This window comes from Streptomyces canus, from assembly GCF_001514145.1.
GTDB lineage: Bacteria > Actinomycetota > Actinomycetes > Streptomycetales > Streptomycetaceae > Streptomyces > Streptomyces canus.
In genome coordinates, this window is the sequence record NZ_KQ948666.1 from 368,903 (window position 1) to 386,278 (window position 17,376).

Annotated in this window: 15 protein-coding genes and 1 pseudogene; 6 read left to right on the top strand and 10 right to left on the bottom strand. The window is 70.9% G+C overall.

All coding sequences use genetic code 11. From position 1 onward, the window contains the following. Positions 1 to 24: 24 nt before the first annotated feature. The gene (locus tag AQJ46_RS32380) at positions 25 to 234 is read right to left on the bottom strand and encodes a hypothetical protein (RefSeq protein ID WP_059208930.1); all 210 of its coding nucleotides are present in this window, start codon (positions 232 to 234) and stop codon (positions 25 to 27) included. 208 nt (positions 235 to 442) lie between these two features. Between AQJ46_RS32380 and AQJ46_RS32385 the strand changes: the two genes are divergently transcribed. From AQJ46_RS32385 to AQJ46_RS32400, 4 genes are all read left to right on the top strand, one after another. Next, a complete protein-coding gene (locus AQJ46_RS32385; protein ID WP_059208931.1) occupies positions 443 to 886 on the top strand; it encodes an ATP-binding protein in 444 nt (147 codons plus the stop codon). 204 nt (positions 887 to 1,090) lie between these two features. Continuing rightward, complete coding sequence (locus AQJ46_RS32390; protein ID WP_059208932.1) at positions 1,091 to 1,948, top strand: SigB/SigF/SigG family RNA polymerase sigma factor; 858 nt, start codon at positions 1,091 to 1,093, stop codon at positions 1,946 to 1,948. A gap of 124 nt (positions 1,949 to 2,072) precedes the next feature. Further along, positions 2,073 to 2,906, top strand: coding sequence for a DUF1206 domain-containing protein (locus AQJ46_RS32395; RefSeq protein ID WP_059208933.1), 834 nt, complete (start codon positions 2,073 to 2,075; stop codon positions 2,904 to 2,906). Between the two features lie 28 nt (positions 2,907 to 2,934). Next, positions 2,935 to 3,369: a hypothetical protein gene (locus AQJ46_RS32400; RefSeq protein WP_059208934.1), complete on the top strand. Its 435-nt coding sequence runs from the start codon at positions 2,935 to 2,937 to the stop codon at positions 3,367 to 3,369. Between the two features lie 10 nt (positions 3,370 to 3,379). Here the strand turns inward: AQJ46_RS32400 and AQJ46_RS32405 are convergent, their stop codons facing one another. Together AQJ46_RS32405 and AQJ46_RS32410 are read right to left on the bottom strand one after the other, a co-directional pair. Further along, on the bottom strand, positions 3,380 to 5,611 hold the full coding sequence (locus tag AQJ46_RS32405; protein WP_059208935.1) for an FUSC family protein: 2,232 nt from the start codon (positions 5,609 to 5,611) through the stop codon (positions 3,380 to 3,382). Between the two features lie 81 nt (positions 5,612 to 5,692). After that, positions 5,693 to 7,069, bottom strand: a complete 1,377-nt coding sequence (locus AQJ46_RS32410) for an NAD(P)/FAD-dependent oxidoreductase (RefSeq protein ID WP_059208936.1) — start codon at positions 7,067 to 7,069, stop codon at positions 5,693 to 5,695. A gap of 265 nt (positions 7,070 to 7,334) precedes the next feature. On the opposite strand from AQJ46_RS32410, the gene AQJ46_RS32415 reads away from it, so the two are divergent. Next, the gene (locus tag AQJ46_RS32415) at positions 7,335 to 7,694 is read left to right on the top strand and encodes a hypothetical protein (RefSeq protein ID WP_059208937.1); all 360 of its coding nucleotides are present in this window, start codon (positions 7,335 to 7,337) and stop codon (positions 7,692 to 7,694) included. 16 nt (positions 7,695 to 7,710) lie between these two features. Here AQJ46_RS32415 and AQJ46_RS32420 read toward each other — a convergent pair whose 3' ends face one another. Beyond that, entirely contained in the window at positions 7,711 to 8,145 is a 435-nt protein-coding gene (locus AQJ46_RS32420) for an ATP-binding protein (RefSeq protein ID WP_059208962.1), read from the bottom strand. Between the two features lie 117 nt (positions 8,146 to 8,262). Then, positions 8,263 to 10,158 carry an AMP-dependent synthetase/ligase gene (locus AQJ46_RS32425; protein WP_059208938.1) on the bottom strand — a complete coding sequence of 632 codons (1,896 nt, stop codon included), beginning with the start codon at positions 10,156 to 10,158 and terminating at the stop codon, positions 8,263 to 8,265. Between the two features lie 152 nt (positions 10,159 to 10,310). On the opposite strand from AQJ46_RS32425, the pseudogene AQJ46_RS57465 reads away from it, so the two are divergent. Next, positions 10,311 to 10,530, top strand: a pseudogene (locus tag AQJ46_RS57465) (DUF6480 family protein). A 3-nt stretch (positions 10,531 to 10,533) separates the two neighbouring features. Here AQJ46_RS57465 and AQJ46_RS32430 read toward each other — a convergent pair. The 5 genes from AQJ46_RS32430 to AQJ46_RS32450 form a co-directional block, all read right to left on the bottom strand. Further along, on the bottom strand, positions 10,534 to 11,622 hold the full coding sequence (locus AQJ46_RS32430) for a glutamate--cysteine ligase 2 (RefSeq protein WP_059208939.1): 1,089 nt from the start codon (positions 11,620 to 11,622) through the stop codon (positions 10,534 to 10,536). A 108-nt stretch (positions 11,623 to 11,730) separates the two neighbouring features. Then, positions 11,731 to 13,938: a 1,4-alpha-glucan branching enzyme gene (glgB, locus tag AQJ46_RS32435; protein WP_059208940.1), complete on the bottom strand. Its 2,208-nt coding sequence runs from the start codon at positions 13,936 to 13,938 to the stop codon at positions 11,731 to 11,733. A gap of 3 nt (positions 13,939 to 13,941) precedes the next feature. Continuing rightward, positions 13,942 to 15,303 carry a maltokinase N-terminal cap-like domain-containing protein gene (locus tag AQJ46_RS32440; RefSeq protein ID WP_059208941.1) on the bottom strand — a complete coding sequence of 454 codons (1,362 nt, stop codon included), beginning with the start codon at positions 15,301 to 15,303 and terminating at the stop codon, positions 13,942 to 13,944. A 26-nt stretch (positions 15,304 to 15,329) separates the two neighbouring features. After that, the gene (gene treS / locus AQJ46_RS32445) at positions 15,330 to 17,048 is read right to left on the bottom strand and encodes a maltose alpha-D-glucosyltransferase (protein ID WP_059208942.1); all 1,719 of its coding nucleotides are present in this window, start codon (positions 17,046 to 17,048) and stop codon (positions 15,330 to 15,332) included. Further along, positions 17,045 to 17,376 (bottom strand): alpha-glucosidase C-terminal domain-containing protein (locus tag AQJ46_RS32450; RefSeq protein WP_208617015.1); only part of this gene is annotated, 332 nt, incomplete at its 5' end. The genes AQJ46_RS32450 and treS, both read right to left, overlap by 4 nt.

A 17,376-nucleotide genomic window follows, 5' to 3' on the forward strand; every position in this document is an offset into this window, starting at 1 on the left:
CAGTCCGCACCGGGCCCCCGATGGTCAGCGGCTGCCCGGCCTGACCACCTCGTCCAGCACCCTGACCACGGCCTCGTAGGCCAGGGTGCGTACGGCGGCGTCCCCGGCGGCCTCCGGATCGGTGGGCCGCAACTCCTCGCTCCGCGCCCGCCAGGACCGCTCCTCCTCCGCAGCACAGGCCCGGGCGCGCTGGATCCGGCGCAGCAGTTCATCTGAGTCCACGACATCCGTCATACCGTCCGCGTACCCCGGGAACGCGATCGAATGGCCGAACGTCCCGTCCGAAACAGGGAGGTTTGACCGGGCGCAGAGAGGTCAGCCGCTACTAGAGGCTCACGGGGAAAGCGCACCGTACAGGGGCACCGTGTCCGTGGGTCGAGCCGGGCCCGGCCTCCGCTGCATGACCCAAGAGCCAGTCGATTCATCGATCAGGAGCCACCTCATGTGCGAGGAGCACAGGGCCGAAGCCACCCCCGAACTCGCCGTCGCGCACCCGCGCGCCCGGTCACGGCCGTGCCGGCCGGCCGAGGCACGCCGGGCGGTCGAGCGGGCCGTGTCCGAGAGCTGCCGCTCCACGCACACCTCGTGCGACGCGCAGGCCCTCTCCGACGCGCTGCTCGTCGCCTCGGAACTCACCACCAACGCGATCCTGCACGGCGGCGGCATCACCGACTTCCACGTCGATGTCGGGGGCCGGGGCGTGTGCCTGTCGGTGAGCGACCGCAGCGCCGAGCTGCCGGTCGCCAAGGAGCCCGTCGACCCGCAGGGCAGGTGGCGGCCCGGCGGTCACGGCTGGCCGATCGTCTGCCGGCTGGCCCGCGACGTCCGCGTGACCGACCTGCCTTCGGGCGGGAAGTGCATCACCGCCGTGGTGCCCCTGAGCTGATCCGACACCTCTGTGGAAGCCGCCGGAAACGGAGTTTCGACAGCGGAGTTTGAGCCCCGTACAGCAGGGCAGACGCAGTTTCGTGCTTCGGACCGGAGGCGCGCCAGCGGGAGCTGCATGGCTGCTGCGGGCCCCTCTTCGGCGGTCCCGGCAGCATTCCTCCCGCGGTCATTCCCTGAACCCGTTCTTCAGGAGCGAATCCGCATGCTCACCGACACGTCGACCAGCCGTCCCACCCAGGACCGCCCCACCACCGCCGGCAGGCGGCGGCACGACGACGCCCCCGACACCATGGCCCTCTTCGCCCGGCTGGCCGGGCTGGAGGAAGGCCCCGAGCGCGACGCCCTGCGTGACGAGCTCGTCACCGCCTGGCTGCCCATGGCCCACCGCATCGCCGGCCGGTTCCGCGACCGCGGCGAATCTCTGGAGGACCTGCGCCAGGTCGCGGCCCTCGGGCTCGTGAAGGCCATCGACCGGTTCGAACCGGAACGCGGGGCCTTCGAGAGCTACGCCGTGCCCACCATCACCGGCGAGGTCAAGCGCCACTTCCGGGACCGCATGTGGGCCCTCAGGGTGCCCCGCCGCGTACAGGAACTGCGCAACAAGGTGCGGGTGGCCCGGCGCGAGCTCACCCAGAACCCCGGTTCCCCCGAACCGACGCCCGCCGACCTCGCCGCCCACACCGGCCTGACCGAGGACGAGGTCACCACCGGCCTGGAGGCCCTCGAAAGCTTCAGCACCCTGTCCCTGGACGCCGAGCTCTCGGCCGGCGACGACGGCTACAGCCTGGCCGACACCCTGGGCGCGCCCGACACGTCGTACGACGTCGTGGTCGACCGCGAATCGGCCAAGGAGGGCCTGCGTCGGCTGCCCGAGCGCGAGCGCGCCATTCTCTACATGCGTTTCTTCGAGGACATGACACAGAGCCGCATCGCCGATCAGCTCGGCATCTCGCAGATGCACGTCTCCCGGCTCATCAGCCGCAGCTGCGCGCGCGTGCGCGACGAGGCGCTTGCCGACCGGGCGCGGCGGCAGGCCGCAGACGGGCCGGGCGAGGCATGAGCTCACGAGGAGTGAGCCCGATGCCGATACCCGACCCCGCGTTCCCGCGCGCGCGACCGACCGAGTGACCGCACTCCGTGTGACCGCCCGCCAGGACGGCATCCGGACTACCAGGGGGGTCTACATGACCGCGAGTTCCACGGCACAGACCGGCCGGATGGAGGCCAGGCGCGCGGCGCGCGGTTCCGTCATGGAGGGTGCCGCCCGCGCGGGTTTCACCGCCCGTGGAGTGATCTATCTACTGGTCGGTGTACTGGCCCTGCAGATCGCCTTCGGCGACGGTGGGCGCCAGGCCGACCGGGGCGGCGCGCTCGCCGCCCTCGCCGACAAACCGTTCGGTTCCGTCGTCCTGTGGGCGCTGGGCATCGGGCTCGTCGGCATGGCCCTGTGGCGACTGTCCGAGGTGGTGTTCGGCTCGGTCGGTCCTGACGGCCGTAAAGCCACGAAACGGCTGCTGTCGGCGGCCCGCTGCGTCTTCTACGCGTTCGTCGCCTACTCCGTGCTGTCCTTCGCCGCCGGCTCCGGCAGCGGAGGATCGAGCGACAAACAGTCCAAGGACATCACCGCCCGGGCCCTGGAGTGGCCCGCGGGGCAGTGGCTCGTGGGCGCCGCGGGCGTCGGCGTCGCGGTGGCCGGTGTGTGGATCGCCGCACAGGCGCTGCGCAGGTCTTTCCACGACAAGCTCAAGCTCGGCCAGATGGGCCCGCGGGTCAGGAGGCTGGTCGATGTGACGGGTGTCGGCGGCGGAACGGCGCGTGGAGTGGTGTTCACCGCTGCGGGCGCGTTCGCCGTCCGCGCCGCGGTCGACTACGAGCCCAAGAAGGCGAAGGGCCTCGACGACACGCTCCGCTCGTTCGCCGAGACACCCCTCGGACCGTGGCTGCTCGTCCTGGTCGCGGCGGGTCTGGTGCTGTTCGGGGTGTTCTCGTTCGCGATGGCCCGCTGGCGGAGGGTCTGATCTGCGTGACACGGGGAACCCGAGGGGCATGAACGAACCCGAGCTTCCGCCCGACGGTAGGCCCGTGGACGTCTACCTGAACCTGTTGCGCATCCGCATGGCCTCGGAGGACTACGAGACGCTGCTCGACGTGGTCCGCCCGGTCCTGCGGGCGATCGAGGAACAACAGCTGCCCGCGTTGGACTTCGCGCTGGAGGACAGCCAGCAGGAGGGGCTGCCCCAGGTGGTCCGCGACGAGGCCGCCCTGGTCATCGCCACCGCCGTGACCGGCCGACTGGACAACAAGGTGATCGAACTCCATGTCGACGAGGGCACCAGCCCGATCCGGGTGGTCACCGACGCGGACACCGCAGAGGACCCGGTCCGCCTCGGGGAGATCGCCGACTACATCCGCGAACGCCGTCGGCTCGACGACGAACTGCGCGGCATCGCCGAGGTGAGCGGTCTGCCCACGGACCTCTGAGCACCGCGCCCTATCGCTTCGGCGCCGCGACCGGCACGTGCAGCGGCCTGGCCAGACCCACCACGGTCTCGTCCAGGCGCTGTACGTGCCGCAGCACGCGGTCGGTGACACGGCCGAAGCGCGGAGTGCCGGGGACCTCGGTGTCCAGCAGGGACGCGATGCTCGGCCCGGTCTCGACCCGGTCGGTGGACCGCTCGTCGGCGACATGCGCGGCGATCGCCGCGATGTTGTCCCCGATCCGCCTGCCGGCCCGGCGCAGCCGGGGATCCGCCGCGATCGAGGGGTGCGTGGACAGCAGTTCGGCCGTCGCCGCCAGCGAGCGCGCGTGGTACGCGCACGTCTCCAGGAGCGCCACGACATAACGGGCCGTGTCGCGCCGGGCCCGCAGTGGTGTGATCGGATGCGTCAGCGGCTGGGTCGCCGCCCGCAGATCGGCCAGCGCCTGGTCCAGATCGCGGGCCTGGTCGAGCAGTTCGACGGGGGAGCCGCCGCTGAGCTGGTCCACGGCGGCCTCGGTGACCTCGGCGAGCCGCTCCAGGACGGTGACGAGCAGGTCGTTCGTACGGCGGTCCGTGCGCACCGGCAGGACGAACGCCGCCGCTATCACTCCGCAGGCCGCGCCGAGCGCGGTCTCCTCCACGCGTAGCACCAGCACCGAGAGGCTGTAGGTGTGCAGCAGGGTGTAGAGGAGCCCCAGGGCCGCGGTGACAAAGAAGGACATCAGCGTGTAGGAGAGCGGCGCGGTGTAGAACATCGCGAACACCAGCACCAGCACCAGGGCGAACGCCGTCCAGGTGTGCTGCCCGACCACCCCCGCCAGCACGATCCCGGCCAGCACGCCGAGGACGGTCCCCAGCAGCCGGCGGTAGCCCTTGACCAGGATCTCGCCCGTGGACGCGGTGTTCATGAAGACGATCCAGCAGGTCAGCACCGCCCAGTACCAGCGCTGGCTGGAGAGGAACTCGCCCCCGACGATGGCGAGCGAGGACCCCACGGCGACCTGTACCGCGGCCCGCGTCGTGGGCCGCCCGAGCCCCCTGAGCTCCTCCTGCGTCCCGGCGTCCTCGTCACCGGCGTCGATGACCGCGTCCTCGGCGTCCAGCTCCTCGCGGGAACGGGCCGTCGCGGGGGAATCGTCCGACTCGTCCTGCGGACCGTCCAGGGCGATCCTGAGCCCCAGCACCGCGCGGGCGGCCTCACCGACACCCCGGAAGACGTCCTGGACCGCGGGCGGCGCGGGCGGCAGGTTCTCCTCCTCGCGGTAGCCGAGGAGCCGGTTGCGGACCTGGGACAGCGCCGTGCCGGACCTGGCGGCGACGGGACGCAGCACCAGCAGCCGCAGCGCCTCCAGATCGCGGCGCACCTGGGCGATCGCCTCGTCCCGACCGGCCATCCGGCCTGCTCGCGGTGCCGGCGCGCCCGGCAGGTGAAGGGTCAGCGTGTCCGCCCGCTGGGCGCTGCGGGCGCTGAGCAGCAACAGGCCGAGCCGCTCGGCGGCGATCTCGGCGTCCGCGACACGCCGCTGCACGAGCCGCGCCGCGGCCGCGTCGGACGTCCCCTCCTCCAGCCGCCCCTGGATCATCAGCGCGGTCTCGTGCAGCCGCGCGGTCCCCTCGCGTACGTCCTTCAGCGCCTCGTCGATCTCCTCGGGCCCGGCGTCCAGCAGCTGGAGCTGCGCGGAGACCAGCTGGGCCAGCCGGGCCCGGAATGCCTCCCGCAGGCGTTCGAGAAGGCCTGCGGGAGTCTCGGGCACCAGCAGGAAACGTGCCGCCGCGCTGCACAGGAAGGCGACGCCGAGGACGCCGTACAGCTCGGGCAGACCGGAGACGGTCGCCCCGACGAAGAGGGACACGAAGTAGACCTGGAAGCCGATCAGTCCGAGCGCGGTGCCCCGGTCGCCGAAGCGGCGGCCGTAGACGGCGCAGAAGATCAGCACGACGAAGAAGAGGTCACCGGCCACCACACGGGAGCTGAGGAGCGCGCCCAGGGACATCGAGGCCAGGGCCACGGGGAGGCCCAGGGCGAGCGTCACGGCCTGCGGGGCGCGCTGCTTCTCCCGGATGGCGAACGTCGCGACCATCGCCGCGATGGCGCCCGCCACCAGGTGGGGGACGTCGGCCTTCAGCAGACCGAGTACGGCCAGCGTGAGCGCGATCGCCCCCACCGTGCGCAGCCCGGCGGCCAGCCGGAGCAGCCCCGGGTCCGACGCGGCGACCCGATCGCGCAGCCTCGCTGTGTTCACTCCGCCGTACTCACTCCCGTGTCACGTCATGATCCGTTCCAGCATGGCACGGCGGGGTGGCTCCGGTGATGTGCGCCCCTCCTACTGGTCCAGTGCCCGCGTCCCCTCGACCTGCTCCCGGACCTGTTCCGGCGTCAGATACGCGTCGGTGTACTCGAAGTCCTTCAGCTTGGCGGGCTTGCGGGCCTGGAAGCCGGTGCGGACGAAGTCGTCTCCCGCGATGGCGTTGAGCGTCCAGTTCGTCGCCACGCGGACCTTGGCGACGTTGGTGCGCAGCGCGGCCCAGTGGTAGCCGCGGGCCGCGAACTGGGCGGGCAGACCGCGCAGTTCGATGCCGAGCGGCTTGGACACGGCATCCGTGCCGCCGAGGTCGACGACGAGACCGAGATCCTTGTGGACGTACGGCTTCAGTGCCTGGCCCCGCAGGGTCGCGATGACGTTGTCGGCGACCTGCTTGCCCTGGCGCATGGCGTGCTGGGCCGTGGGCGGGCAGATCGCGCTGTCGTCGTCCTTCGCCTTGTCGGGCACGGCGGCGGAGTCGCCGAGCGCGAAGACGCCGTCCTGGCCCGGCAGGGTCATCTCGGCGGTGACCGCCAGCCGCCCGCGAACCGTCTCGGCGCCGAGCGTGGCGATCAGCGGGCTCGCGACGACCCCGGCCGTCCAGATCAGGGTCCGGGTGGGAATCACCCGGCCGTCGGTGAAGGTGACCTCCTCGGGGCCCGCCTTCTCGATGGAGACGCCCAGCGACACGTCGATGCCGCGCCGGCGCAGGATCTCCTGCGCGCTGCGCCCCAGCTTGTCGCCCAGCTCCGGCATCAGCTTCGGGGCGATGTCGATCAGATGCCACTTGATCAGCGACGGGTCGATGCGCGGGTAGCGCTTGACCGCCGCGTGGGTGAGCTTCTGCAGACAGGCGGCGGTCTCGGTGCCGGCGTATCCGCCGCCGACGACCACGAACTGCAGCCGGGCCGCGCGCTCGGCCGGGTCCTGGCTGGCGTCCGCCAGATCGAGCTGGGAGATGACGTGGTCGCGGATGTAGGCGGCCTCGGCGAGGGTCTTCATCCCGAAGGCGTGCTCGGTGAGCCCGGGGATGTCGAAGGTGCGGGTGATGCTGCCGGGAGCCAACACGATGTAGTCGTACGGCTCGTTGATGATCTCGTCCGTGATGGTGCGGATCACGCAGACCTTGGACTTGAGATCCACGCCGATCGCACCGCCCGGAATGATCCGGGTGCGGTACTTCTTGCTGCGGCGCAGCGAGACGGCGATCGACTGGGGCGTCAGCACGCCGGAGGCGACCTGGGGCAGCAGCGGGAGATAGAGCTGGTAGGCGAACGGCGTCACCAAGGTGACGTCGGCTTCGTCCGGGGAGAGTTTCCGCTCCAGCCGGCGAACACATTCGACACCGGCGAAGCCGGCGCCAACCACCAGGATCCTGGGTCGTGTCACGGTGTTCATCCCTTTCTGCGGCTCCAGGCGGTCTGCCTCGAACGCCCTTCGTCTGCCCGTGCGGGCGCGACGAATGCGTCGAGGACCACCATGCCCGTCCTGGCCTGAAAGTGCACTGGGAGAAAAGTGAAGGAGGTGCGCGGACCGGACGCGGGGAAACCGCTTGTGAGGGTGCCGCTCGCCGAATGTGTGTGCGGCAGAGGGGTATTGGGTGCTGTGGGCCCGCTCGCAGCGGAGAGCCGGCCCGTGCAGTACCAGGAAGGGAAGGAGCAGCGTGACCACCGAGAGAATCTGGTCGTACGCGCCGGACAGCGGATACGTCGAGGGACAGGACCTGACGGGATTCACCGTCGTCGCGAGCGACGGCACGATCGGACACGTGGACCGGCAGGCCGCCCCGCACGGCATGGGACACCTCGTCGTCGACACCGGCGTCTGGGTCTTCGGCAGGAGCGTCCTGGTGCCGGTGGGCGTCGTCACCGGCGTCGACACCCAGGGCCGCCGCGTCACCCTGGCCTGCACCGGGCCGGAGGTGAAGGCGGCCCCGCGCTTCGGGACGGACAGCGAGACCAGGGACCCCGAGTACCTCGCGGCGGTCGGCGCCTACTACGCGCGGCTCGCCGCCACGGCCTGACCGGGGCCGGGGGACGTCACCACGGCAGAAAGGCGTGCACGTCCTTGCCACGGTCGTCCGTGACCACGCTGACCTGGTCGCACAGCGCGTGCACGAGGTGCCAGCCGACGCCCCCGCCGCCGCTGCGCGGATCGAAGGCGCGGGGCGCGGGCGGTGTGGGATTGGTGTCGCGCAGGGTCACGTGCACGCCGTCGAAGGTCCGGCGCAGGCGGAGCGCGAAGGGGCCGGGAGCGTACTGGACCGCGTTGGCGGCGAGTTCGGTGACGATCAACAGGATGTCGTCCCAGTGCTCGGCGCTCGCGGGCGGCACCCGGTCGGCCAGGTCGCCGAGGAATTCCTCAGCGGCAAGCCGCGCGCCCGTCACGCAGTGCGGTTCTCCCGCGAAACGGGTCGTACGGCTCGGAATCGCCTCGGAAGTCAGTGTCTCGTCCCAACGCGGCTCGGTCGCCATGCCGGAGTTCACCCCCGTGGAGTCGGCAAGGCTTTGTCCTTTCACTGGCATCGCCATTGTGCTGTGTTCCCGAGGGGACGCGGCCCAATCGTCCTTGAGCATGTGGGCTCGGGCGCATCACCGGAACACGTTGTCCGAGTCGTCCCAGCTCAGCACGTCCTCTGCCGGTGTGCGCCGGGCGCCGGGCGAGCGGGCCTGGTACATCGCGTCGATCTCCAGCGCGTACCGTCGCACGATCTCGTCCCGGCGCAGCTTCATCGACGGCGTCAGCAGGCCGTTGGCCTGGTCGAACGGCTCCGACAGCACCCGGAACACCCGGATCGACTCCGAGCGCGAGACCGTGCTGTTGGCGGCGGCCACGGCCCGTGCGATCTCCTCCCGCAGCGCGTTCTCCTCCCGCGCCGAGGGGTCCTGCTGGGCCACCAGGACCCCTCGCCAGTGGGCCAGGAACACCGGGTCCAGGGTGAGCAGGGCGCCCACGCAGGGCCGGTTGTCACCCACCACCACGGCCTGGTGGATGAGCGGGTGCATCCTCAGCCGGTGTTCGAGGGCGGCCGGGGCCACGCTCTTGCCGCTGGTGGTGACGATGATGTCCTTCTTGCGGCCGGTGATCGTCAGATAGCCGTCGGCGTCCAGCCGCCCGAGATCCCCGGTGGCCAGCCAGCCGCCGTACAGCGCGGCCCGCGTCGCGGCCTCGTCGTTGACATACCCTTGGAAGACCGACGGCCCGCGCACCAGGATCTCCCCGTCGTCCGCCACCCGCAGGTCCACGCCGGGCAGGGGCCGGCCCACCGTCCCGGACTTCTCCCGGCCCAGCGGCTGCATGGTGATTCCGCCGCAGGTCTCCGTGAGCCCGTACCCGTCGTGGACGTAGACACCGATGCCCTCGTAGAACAGGGAGAGTTCACGGTTGAGGGTGGAACCGCCCGAGGTGGCACGCCGGGCCCGGCCGCCCAGCGCTGCCCGCAGTCTGCGGTACACCGTCCGTTCGTACAGGGCGTGCTGGAGCCGCAGGTCGAAACCGGGACCGGGGCCCTCGCCCAGCCGCTGCCGCTCGCAGGCCAGGGCGAAGTCCCGTGCCGTGTCGGCGGCCCGCTCGAACAGGGCGCCCCGGCCCGCCTGCTGGGAGGCGCGCAGGAAGTTCTTGTAGATCTTCTCGAAGACCGAGGGGACGGCATAGAAGTAGGTGGGGCGGAAGGACCTCAGGGAGGCCGCCAGCGCCTCCTCGCTCAGATCGGGCTCGTGGGCCATGAGCAGACCGCCGCGGATGCACACGCCCTGGATCATGAGGCCGTACACATGGGAGAAGGGCAGGAAGGCGAGGACGGACGGCTGCTGCCCCGCCGGTGCCGTGATCTGGCGCCAGCCCTCGAGCAGCGTGTCGACGGGGCTCGCGAGGCCGCGATGGCTGAGTGCGCAGCCCAGCGGACGGCCCGCGGTGCCGGAGGTGTAGGTGACGACCGCCGTGGAGTCCGGCAGCACGATGCGGCGCAGCGACTCCACGGTGGCGAGCGGGATCATCCGGCCCCGCTCCGTCAGTGCTTCCAGCGCGTCCGCGTCCAACTGCCAGACGTGGCGCAGTCTGGGCAGCGAGGCGCACACCGAGCCGACCGTCATCACCGCCTGCTCGTCCTCCACCACCACGGCCACACAGCCGGTGTCCCGCAGGATCCACTCGACCTGTTCGCGCGACGACGTCGGATAGATCGGCACGACCTCGGCGCCGACCGTCCACAGCGCGTAGCTGAGAACCGTCCACTCGTAGCGGGTGCGCGCCATGATCGCCACCCGGTGGCCGGGCGAGATCCCGGACGCGACCAGCCCCTTCGCGAGGTCCACGACCTCGTCCCGCAGCTCCACGGCCGTGACCTCCTGCCAGCCTCCCGAGGAACCCTCGGGACGGCGGGCGAGCACCGGCAGGGTGGGGTCGAGTTCCGCCCTCTCGAAAACGCTGTCGGCCAGACCACCGCTGGAGTGCGAGATGGTCCGGGGAGCGAGGGCGAAGTCGCGCATGCGCTGCTCCTGACGTGTACGGGCTGTGACTGAGCCGACGAGCTCGGTCATCGGCGGTGCTCGAATCTAGCCCAGGTGTGAGCGGGCGGTACCTGGAATACGGAAGTAAGCGGTCACCCGTGATCTGGTCGAGATCGGGGCACTCGGAGCGCATGAGTTACACGAACCCCGAACCCGAACGCACCACCGCCGGGCGGCGGCGTACCCCCGGGCGAGACCCCGCCCGCCGAGAGCAGCCTGCCCGAGGCAGGCCCCCGGGAGACGCACCACCCGACCAAGGGCTGGGCCAAGGGGCCGCTGGCCCTGATCCTCCTCCTGGTCGTGCTCGTCGCCGCCTTCTTCCTGGTGTACGCGATCGTCCTGGCCCTGTGACGACTACGCCTGGGTCAGCCGCACGCACTCGGTGACGACGTCCCGCAGGCTCCCGGTGCGCTCCAGCAGCTCGCGCTGCACCCGGGCACCGTTGCCGTGCCGCAGCAGTGCGGCACAGGACTCGCGGGCCCGGTCCAGGTCGCCGCTGTCGGCGAGCGCGTCCTCGACGTACTCCAGCAAGGCCCGCACCACCGTCTCCGCGGGCATCCGGTGCATGGTCGCCGGGTGGAGCAGCTCCTCGGACAGCCCGGAGCGCGCGGCCCGCCAAGCGGCCAGCCGCAGCAGGCTCACGCTGTGCGTCACCGGCTCCCGGCCCGCCCGCCACTCGCGCGCGGCCGTCTCCACCAGCCCGCGGGCGAGGGTCGCCAGGAGGACGGCGGTGTCCGCCTGCAGACAGACGTCCGAGACCCGGATCTCCACCGTCGGGTAGTTCCGGGACAGCCGGGCGTCGAAGTAGATCATTCCCTCGTCCAGGATGACGCCGGTCGCCACCATGTCCGCGACCCGCCGGTGATAGCGCTCCGCCGAGCGGAAGGGCTCGGTCGGACCGGCCGAGGGCCAGCGCTGCCACACCCGGCTGCGGTAGCTGCTGTAGCCGGTGTCCTTGCCCTGCCAGAAGGGCGAGTTGGCGCTCATCGCGGCCAGCACGGCCAGCCAGGGCTGCATCCGGTCGACGACGGCGACGGCCTCGTCGTCGGATTCCACGGACACATGGACGTGACAGCCCATGACGAGCTGCTCGCGGGTGGCGATGCCGTACTGATCCGCCATCCACTGGTAGCGACGGCCGATGCCGACCGAGGGGCTGACGGGCAGCGGCGAGGTGGCCAGGGAGGCCACGGCGCAACCACTGTCACCGGCGAGCCGGGCGGCCTCCTTGCGGCAGCGCACGATCTCGGCGCGGAGTTCGTCCATCCCCGACTGCGGGTGGGTGGCGAACTCCAGCATCTGGTTGTGCAGCTCCTTCTCGAAGACGTCCTGGTCCGGCCCGTCCTGCGCGGCCCGCGCGAGCACGGCCGCGGAGAGCGCCTGCGGCTCGCCGGTCTCGGGGTCGACCAGGAGGAGTTCCTCCTCCACTCCGACGGTGCGCACGTGATCCAGCCCCTTCTGTGGCCCTCGGCGACGACGAGGATGCTCGTTCTCGTACGACCCCGACTGCCCCTTCGGGACCGGTCGGACACCTCCGCGTCGCCCGCGGACTCAGTCCGGCACCGGGACCAGCCACACCGTCGCGAGCGGCGGCAGGGTGAGCCGCAGTGCCCCGTCCTCCGCCTTGACCGGGTCACGCAGGACGATGTCGCCGCCGCCGTACCGCGCGGCGTCGGTGTTGAGGGACTCCTGCCACAGGGGGAGACCGTCGGGAACGGTGAGGCGGTAGTCCTCGCGCACGACGGGGGAGAGGTTGGAGACCGCGAGCAGCGGGCTGCCCGCCGCATCGAACCGCAGGAAGGCGAAGACGTTGTCCTCGGCCGCGTCCCCCACCACCCACCGGAAGCCGCCGGGGTCGGTGTCGCGCTGCCAGAGCGCGGGGGTCGCCCGGTAGGCGGTGTTCAGATCGCGCACGAGGTCACGGACGCCCAGGTGGTCGGCCCCGGCCCCGTACGCCGGGTCGAGCAGCCACCAGTCCGGGCCGTGGGACTCGGACCACTCGGCGCCCTGGGCGAACTCCTGGCCCATGAACAGAAGCTGCTTGCCTGGGTGGGCCCACATGAAGCCGAGATACGCCCGGTGGTTGGCGCGCTGCTGCCACCAGTCGCCCGGCATCTTGGACACCAGCGCCTGCTTGCCGTGGACGACCTCGTCGTGGGAGATGGGCAGGACGTAGTTCTCGCTGTAGGCGTACACCATCGAGAAGGTCATCTCGTTGTGGTGGTACTTGCGGTGCACCGGCTCATGGCTGATGTAGCCGAGGGAGTCGTGCATCCAGCCCATGTTCCACTTCAGGCCGAAACCCAGACCCCCGCTGTCCGTGGGGCGGGTCACGCCGTCCCAGGCCGTGGACTCCTCGGCGATCGTCACGACACCCGGCGCCCGCCGGTACACGGTCGCGTTCATCTCCTGGAGGAAGGCGACCGCGTCGAGATCCTCCCGCCCTCCGAACACATTGGGGCTCCACTGGCCGGAGTCGCGCGAGTAGTCGAGATAGAGCATCGAGGCGACCGCGTCCACGCGCAGCCCGTCGATGTGGAACTCCTCGCACCAGTACACGGCGTTGGCGACCAGGAAGTTGCGCACCTCCACGCGCCCGAAGTCGAACTCGTAGGTCCCCCAGTCGGGATGCTCGGCCCGACGGTCGTCTCCGGGCTCGTACAGGGGGTCCCCGTCGAACCGGGCCAGCGCCCAGTCGTCCTTGGGGAAGTGCGCCGGCACCCAGTCCATGATCACGCCGATGCCGGCCCGGTGCAGGGCGTCGACCAGGTACTTGAAGTCGTCCGGGGTGCCGAGCCGGGCCATCGGCGCGTAGAACCCGGTGACCTGGTAGCCCCAGGAGCCGCTGAAGGGGTGCTGCGCGACCGGCATCAGCTCGACATGGGTGAAGCCCAGGTCCCTGACGTACGACGGCAGCTCGTCGGCCAGTTGACGATATGTCAGTCCTGGCCGCCAGGACGGGAGATGGACCTCGTAGACCGAGAACGGCGCCACGTGCACAGGCGCGTCCCCGCGGTGGGCCATCCAGTCGTGGTCGCCCCACTCGTAGCGCGAGGAGGTCACGATGGACGCCGTGTCGGGCGGCACCTCCGCGCGGCGGGCCATCGGGTCGGCCTTGAGGAATCGGCCGCCGTGGCGCGAGGTGATCTCGAACTTGTACCGGGTGCCCTCTCCGATGCCGGGCAGGAACAGCTCCCACACCCCGGACGCGCCAAGGGACCGCATCGGGAACGCCTGCCCGTCCCAAAAGGTGAACTCCCCGGCCACCCTGACCCCTTGGGCGTTGGGTGCCCACACCGTGAAGCGGGTGCCGGTCACCCCTTCGTGGGTCATCGGCTCCGCGCCGAGCGCCTTCCACAGCTGCTCGTGGCGGCCCTCCCGGATGAGGTGGAGGTCGGTATCGCCGAGCGCGGGCAGGAAGCGGTACGGGTCGTGCACCTCCTGCTCCCCGTCGGCGTACGCCACCACCAGGGTGTAGTCGGGGATCGTGTCGAGAGGCAGCAGACCGGAGAAGAGGCCGTCGCCCTCCGAGGCCAGCCGCCTGCGCTCGCCGTCGGTCACGACGCTCACCGCGCGGGCGAACGGGCGCAGCGCCCGGAAGACGACCCCGCCCGCGACCGGGTGGGCCCCGAGCAGCGCGTGCGGGTCGTGGTGGGCGCCCGCCAGCAGCCGGCCCCGGTCCATGGGGTCGAGCGGCGGGGCCGGAGCACAGCGCGCCACTCCGGACGGCTCGGGCAGTGAGGTGTCGCGCAGGGCCACGGCTCAGTCTCCTCTCACGGCGAGTCGTTCGATCGCCGCCATGGGCACGGGCAGCCAGTCCGGCCGGTGTCGTGCTTCGTACAGGACCTCGTAGACGGCCCGGTCGGTCTCGTAGGCGCGCAGCAGGCCGTGCTTCTTGCGCGGATCCCACCCCGCGAGGGCGGCATAGCCCCCGCAGAAGGCCTCACGGCAGCGGCGCGCCCACTCCGGGCGCCAGGGCCGGCGCTGCCGGGCCGCGTAGTCGAAGGAGCGCAGCATGCCCGCGATGTCCCGCACCGGGGACTGGGCGGCGCACCGCTCGGCGAGCGGACGGGACGGCTCGCCCTCGAAGTCGATGACGAACCACTCGCGGCCCGCCCGCAGCACCTGCCCCAGGTGCAGGTCGCCGTGGACGCGCTGTGCGGGCGGCCCGGAGTCGCACGTGGCCAGCGCGCCGAACGCGCTTTGCAGGCCGGGGACGAACGGCCGCAGCGCGGGCACGCTGTGCGCGGCGGCGTCCAGGCGTTCGGTCATCGCGGCAGCCGTGGAACCGTTGTCGTCGTGGCCTCTGGCGGGGAAGGCGGCGGCCAGCGCGAGGTGCACCTCGGCCATGGCCCGCCCCAGCTCGTGGGCCTGCACGGTGAAGTCGTCACCCGAGGCCAGTGCCTGCAGGGCCAGTGCCCAGCCGTCGGACGCGTCGCGCAGATACGGCTGCAGCACGCCGAGCGTCGCCCCCTGCGGATGCGTGGTCCGGAACCAGGCCACCGGCGCCGGCACCCGGCGGCAGCCCTGCCCGGCCAGGGCGACCGGCACCTCCAGGTCCGGATTGACCCCGGGCTGGATGCGGCGGAAGACCTTCAGGATGAACTCGTCGCCGTACACCAGTGAGGAGTTCGACTGCTCGGTCTCCAGCAGCCGCGGTGGGAGCCCGGCGGGCACCGGCACCGACGGGTCGCCCTCGAAGCGCAGGGGACCCGCCGCGCCGGGATGCCGCAGCCGCTCCAGCAGCAGCTGCGCCGAGCGCGGGTCGTGCAGGGCGTCGTAGATCGTCAGACCGGCCAGCGGACCCTGCTCCGCACGGCCGATGAGGGCGCGTCCGAGACGCGGCGAGAGGTGTTTGCGCACGCCGAGCAGCAGCTGGTAGCAGTCACCGGCCGGGGCGGCGCCGCCGCGCCCGGGTAGCCCGCCGTGACCCGTGTGGACCAGCAGATGCAGACAGCCCGGGAACAGCTCGGTCATCGACAGCAGACCGAGCTCGCTCACGGGGCGGTCCTTGCCCGCGAACCAGCGCTGCCGCGGCAGCCATTGGCGCAGCAGCTCGCCCAGCGAGGTCATGAGATCGGTCGCGAGCGCGGGCCTCGGGCTGACCGATGCGGTCTTCGGCATGGTGACGCGTCCTTTCGTCGGCACGCTCAAAGGCGTCGGCCGATGCGGGATGCGACTCGGGAGAGCCGGAACCAGTAGAAGCCGTGGCCGCCGAGGGTCAGCAGATACGGCAGTTCACCGATGGCCGGGAAGCGCACCCCGCCGAACAGCTCGACCGGGTGCCGGCCGTCGAACTCGCGCAGATCCAGCTCCGTGGGCTGAGCGAACCGGGAGAAGTTGTTCACACACAGGACCAGGTCGTCCTCGTACTCCCGCAGAAAGGCCAGCACCGCGGGGTTGGAGGAGTGCAGTTCGGTGAAGGTGCCGAGACCGAACGCGGGGTTCTGCTTGCGGATCTCGATCATCCGGCGGGTCCAGTGCAGCAGGGAGGACGGCGACGCCATCGACGCCTCGACGTTGGTGACCTGGTGCCCGTAGACGGGGTCCATGATGATCGGCAGGTTGAGGCGGCCCGGATCGGCCGCGGAGAAGCCCGCGTTGCGGTCGGGGGTCCACTGCATCGGGGTGCGTACGGCGTCGCGGTCGCCGAGCCAGATGTTGTCGCCCATGCCGATCTCGTCGCCGTAGTAGAGGATCGGCGAGCCGGGCAGGGACAGCAGCAGGGCGGTGAAGAGCTCGATCGTGTCACGGTCGTTGTCCAGCAGGGGCGCGAGGCGCCGCCGGATGCCGATGTTGGCGCGCATACGCGGGTCCTTCGCGTATTCGGCCCACATGTAGTCGCGTTCCTCGTCGGTGACCATCTCCAGGGTCAGCTCGTCGTGGTTGCGCAGGAAGATGCCCCACTGGCAGCTGTCGGGGATGGCCGGGGTCTTGGCGAGGATTTCCGAGATGGGGTAGCGGGATTCCCGCCGTACCGCCATGAAGATGCGGGGCATCACCGGGAAGTGGAACGCCATGTGGCATTCGTCGCCGCCGGCCTGGTAGTCGCCGAAGTAGTCGACGACGTCCTCCGGCCACTGGTTCGCCTCCGCCAGCAGCACCGTGTCCGGATACATCGCGTCGATCTCGCGGCGCACCCGCTTCAGGAACTGGTGAGTGGCGGGCAGGTTCTCGCAGTTGGTGCCCTCCGCCGCGTACAGGTAGGGCACGGCGTCGAGGCGGAAGCCGTCGATGCCGAGGTCGAGCCAGAAGCGGAGGGCGGCCAGGATCTCCTCCTGGACGGCCGGGTTCTCGTAGTTGAGGTCGGGCTGGTGGGAGAAGAAGCGGTGGAAGTAGTACTGGCCGCGGACGGGGTCGTGACTCCAGTTGGAGGCCTCGGTGTCGACGAAGATGATCCGGGCGTCCTGGTACTGCTTGTCGTCGTCGGCCCACATGTAGTAGTCGCCGTAGGGACCGTCGGGGTTGGCCCGGGACTCCTGGAACCACGGGTGCTGGTCGCTGGTGTGGTTCATGACGAAGTCGATGATCACGCGCATGCCGCGCTGGTGGGCGGCGTCGACGAACTCCACGAAGTCGGCGAGGTCACCGAACTCCGGCAGGACGGCGGTGTAGTCGGAGACGTCGTAGCCGCCGTCCCTGAGCGGAGACTTGAAGAACGGCGGCAGCCACAGGCAGTCGACGCCCAGCCACTGGAGATAGTCGAGTTTGGCGGTCAGGCCCTTGAGATCGCCGACGCCGTCGCCGTTGCTGTCCTGGAAGGAACGGACCAACACCTCGTAGAAGACCGCACGTTTGAACCAGTCGGGATCCCGGTCCTTCGCCGGGGTGTCCTCGAAAGTGTCGTGGACGGGCTCGTTGACGGTCACGGTGTGGATCCTCCGATCTGCGGCGCCGACCTCCGGACCTGGAACACGTGCGCGGGCGCCCGACCGGGTTCCAGACGCACATAGTTGTTGCTGCTCCAGTGGTAGGTCTCACCCGTCAGTTCGTCGTGTACGGACAGGGACTCGTGCCGTTCCAGGCCGAGTTGCGGCATGTCCAACGAGACCGTGGCCTCCTGGGTGTGGTGCGGATCCAGGTTCACGACCACCAGGACCGTGTCGTCACCGATGCGCTTGCTGTAAGCGATGACCGCGCTGTTGTCGGTGTGGTGGAAGCGGAGGTTCCGGAGGTGCTGGAGGGCGGGGTGCCGGC